Source organism: Thermus sp. NMX2.A1 (genome assembly GCF_000511705.1).
GTDB lineage: Bacteria > Deinococcota > Deinococci > Deinococcales > Thermaceae > Thermus > Thermus scotoductus.
The window spans coordinates 1-3,351 of the sequence record NZ_ATNI01000117.1 but is presented as its reverse complement, the minus strand read 5'-3'; the positions used below and the strand labels follow the sequence as shown (position 1 = coordinate 3,351).

Annotated in this window: 3 protein-coding genes and 1 pseudogene; 3 read left to right on the top strand and 1 reads right to left on the bottom strand. The window is 68.8% G+C overall.

Translation table 11 applies throughout. The features are described 5' to 3' along the window. The first annotated feature begins 518 nt into the window (after positions 1–518). Genes TNMX_RS11690 through TNMX_RS11680 form a run of 3 tightly spaced genes read left to right on the top strand, consistent with a single transcriptional unit; the run spans position 519 to position 2,744 of the window. The gene (locus tag TNMX_RS11690; RefSeq protein ID WP_253269409.1) at positions 519–1,271 is read left to right on the top strand and encodes an ABC transporter substrate-binding protein; all 753 of its coding nucleotides are present in this window, start codon (positions 519–521) and stop codon (positions 1,269–1,271) included. Continuing rightward, on the top strand, positions 1,258–2,004 hold the full coding sequence (locus tag TNMX_RS11685; protein ID WP_019551710.1) for an ABC transporter ATP-binding protein: 747 nt from the start codon (positions 1,258–1,260) through the stop codon (positions 2,002–2,004). The genes TNMX_RS11690 and TNMX_RS11685 overlap by 14 nt, the downstream gene beginning before the upstream one ends. Beyond that, complete coding sequence (locus TNMX_RS11680) at positions 1,989–2,744, top strand: ABC transporter permease (RefSeq protein ID WP_019551711.1); 756 nt, start codon at positions 1,989–1,991, stop codon at positions 2,742–2,744. The genes TNMX_RS11685 and TNMX_RS11680 overlap by 16 nt, the downstream gene beginning before the upstream one ends. A gap of 38 nt (positions 2,745–2,782) precedes the next feature. On the opposite strand, the pseudogene TNMX_RS11675 reads toward TNMX_RS11680, so the two are convergent. Beyond that, positions 2,783–3,351 (bottom strand): annotated as a pseudogene (locus tag TNMX_RS11675) (Hsp33 family molecular chaperone HslO); the annotation flags it as partial.

The following is a 3,351-nucleotide window of genomic DNA, read 5'->3' as shown; positions in this document are numbered from 1 at the left end:
CTCCAAGGCCTCCCCCACCCTTTTGCCGTCCAGGTAGAGCCTGCCCTCCAGGACCTCGAGGCGGTGGCGGGGCCGGACGCCAAGGAGGGAAAGGCGGGCAAAGGAGGTTCTCGGCCCAGGGACTCCAATAGGGCAGGCCGCATCCCCAGGGTCCGGGCCCCGTGGTAGAGGGCGAGCACGGCTTAAGAGTATACCCCGGTGACTGGGAGGTCCGCAGGACCCCTCTGGGCTTTATACCCTTGACAAGATGAGGCTCATAGACCACCATGGCGGTATGGACTGCTGCGTGGACCGGAGAAGGGTGGTGCAGGGGCTCTCAGGGCTGGCCCTGGGAGGCCTGGGGTGGGCGCAACGGGGAAGAAGACGCCTGCGCCTCGCCTTCTGCTCCCAGCTCCTCTGCATCATCCCCTACGAGGTGGCCCTGAGGCGGGGCTACTTCGCCGAGGAGGGCCTCGAGGTGGAGCTGGTCTACGGCCCGGGGGGGAAGTCAGGCCCTGCAGTTTCTGGTAGGGCGGGCGGTGGACTACGCCGCCACCAGCCTGGACGCCGCCCTCCAGGCCTACCGGCAGGGAGCCCCCATCCTCCGCTTCTGCTCCACAGGCCGCCTTCCCCTCTTCGCCCTGGCCGCCGCCCCCAAGAGCGCCGTCAAGGGCCTCAAGGACCTGGAGGGGAAGACCGTGGGCGTCTCCGCCCTGGGCAACGCCGACCACGTCCTTTTGGTCTACCTCCTGAGGAAGGCTGGGGTGGACCCCAAGCGGGTGCAGTACGCCACCCTAGGCCCCAACCTTTACGAGGCCCTGAGGGCCGGGCACGTGGAGGTGGGGATGGTCCAGGAACCCGCCCTCACCCTTCTCAAGGAGGCGGGTGGACGGGAGCTTGTGAACCTGATGGACCTTAGGCAGGCCCGGACCTATCTGGGAGGCCCCTACGAGTTCATGGGGGTGGCGGTGCGGCGGGAGGAGCGCCAGGGAAGGCTGGAGGAGATGCGGGCCCTCTCCAGGGCCCTGGAAAAGGCCCTCCGCTTTATCCACGCCGCCAACGCCCACCTCATCGCCGACACCCTGCCCAAGGCCCTGATCGCCGGGGGGGATGAGGAGAGGCTCAGGGCGGTGATTGAGCGCTACCGCAAGGACCTCTACCCCACAAGGGTGCGGATTGACCTGGAGGCGGCCCGCCGGGTGGCGGAAAGCCAGATGGAGGCGGGCCTCCTCCCCCCTTCCTTCCGGGTTGAGGGCCTCCTGGACCTGGAGGTGCTGGGTGCTTCGGGTTGAGAACCTCACCCTGGGCTACGGGGGGGTGCCCGTCCTGGAGGGGGTGAGCCTCGGCGTGGGGGAAGGGGAGTTTGTAAGCCTGGTGGGGCCCTCGGGAAGCGGTAAGAGCACCCTACTCCGGGCCGTGGCCGGGCTGGTGCGGCCGCGGGCCGGGGCGATCCACCGGGCCTTTCCCCCGGAGGCCTTGGGCTTTCTCTTCCAGGAGGACGCCCTCCTCCCCTGGCGGACCGCACGGGAAAACGCCGCCTTGGGCCTCAGGATCCGCGGCTGGCCTAAGGCGAAGGCCTTGGAGGAGGCCGAGGCATGGCTTTTGCGCCTGGGGCTCCAGGGGCTTGGGGACCGCTACCCCCATGAGCTCTCCGGAGGGCAAAGGAAGCGGGTGGCCCTGGCCCAGGTGCTGGCCTTAAGGCCCCGGCTCCTCCTCATGGACGAGCCCTTCTCCAGCCTGGACGCCATCCTGCGCACAGGGGTTACCCGGGACCTCCTCCGGCTGGTGGAGGGAGAAGGCATCGCCGTCCTCCTGGTGACCCACGACCTCGAGGAAGCCCTGGCCCTCTCCGACCGGGTCTACCTCCTTTCCCAAGGGCCCAGGGCCCGGATCGCCAAGGAGTACGCCGTCCCCTTTTCCCGGCCCCGCGACCCCGTGGGGGTACGGAGTGATCCCCGCTTCGGCCCGCTCCTTAGGAGGCTATGGCAGGACCTGGAGGAGGTGGCCCTGTGCGCCGCGTCCTAGGGGTCGTAGGCCTTCTCCTCCTCTGGGAGGGCCTGGCCGCCTGGGGCCTCCTGAACCCCCTCTACGCCCCGCCCCCCCATCAGGTCCTCCTCACCCTCTATGGGCTCTTCCAAAGCGGGGAGATCCTCCCCCACCTCCAGGCCACCTTCACCGCGGCCCTGCTGGGGCTTTTCTGGGGGGTCCTCCTGGGGGGAAGCTTAGGCCTCCTCGCCGCCTTCAGCCCCCTTTTCGCCGACATGCTGGAGCCCATAATGCTTCTCCTGAACGCCATCCCCCGGGTGATCCTAGCTCCTCTCTTCGTCATCTGGCTGGGCATAGGTCTGGCCTCCAAGGTGGCCCTAAGCCTGGTTCTGGTCTCGGTCCTCCTCTTCTTCGCCGTCTACGGGGGGGTGCGGAACGTGGACCCGAGGCTGGTGGAGCGGGTAGAGACCCTGGGGGGAGGAAGGCTCTGGCTCCTCAAGGAGGTCTACCTCCCCTCCCTCGCCGCCTGGGTGCTCTCCTCCCTGAAGGTGGCGGTGGGCTTCGCCTTCACGGGGGCGGTGGTGGGGGAGTTCGTGGCCGCAAGCCGGGGGCTCGGCTACCTCCTCTCCTTCGCCCAGAGCACCTATAACGCCAAGCTCTCCCTGGCCCTGATCACCCTCATCGTTCTCTTTGTCCTCCTCCTTTTCTTCCTCTTTGACCGCCTCGAGCGCCACCTCCTCCGCTGGCGGCCCCGGGGCAGGGCGGAGAGCCAAGCCTGATCCCACCCCATGGAGGCTTGGGCCAAAAGGGGGTGGGATCACGCCTCCCTCCGCCCCCCAGGAAGCTCCACCCGCCGCCCGCAGCGGCAGGTCTCCCCCTCCATGCGGATCAGGGTGCCGTCCGCCTTGGGGTAGAGCCAGAGGGCCCCGCAGTCCGGGCAGCGCACCTCGGCCACCAGGGTGCGGATCTCCTCTGGGGAGAAGCGGTAGACCTCGCCGCACCAGTGGCAGACCACCTCCGCCCCCCCCGTCCTTCACGATCATCTCCTCCCGCTCCTCTGGGGTGAAGAAGACCAGGGCCTCGAGGGCCTTCTCCCGGGTGCAGCGGCACCGGAAGCGGGCCGGGATCTCGTTTTGGGGGTAGCCCAGGGCGCTAAGGTCGGTGCGCTGGAAGCCGAGGCCCTCCATAAGGGCCTCCAAAGCCCCCTCCAGGCCCCTTTCCCTGAGAAGGGGCGTGATCCCGGGGAGGGCCTTGAGGTTGGCCTCGAGGCGGCCCAGGACCTCCTTCTTAGCCCCCGGCATCACCTGCACCGCCACCCCCTCGCCACCTCCACCTCCCCCTCCCCCTTCACCCTCACCCCTAGGAGGAGTGATCCGGCCCCTTGGA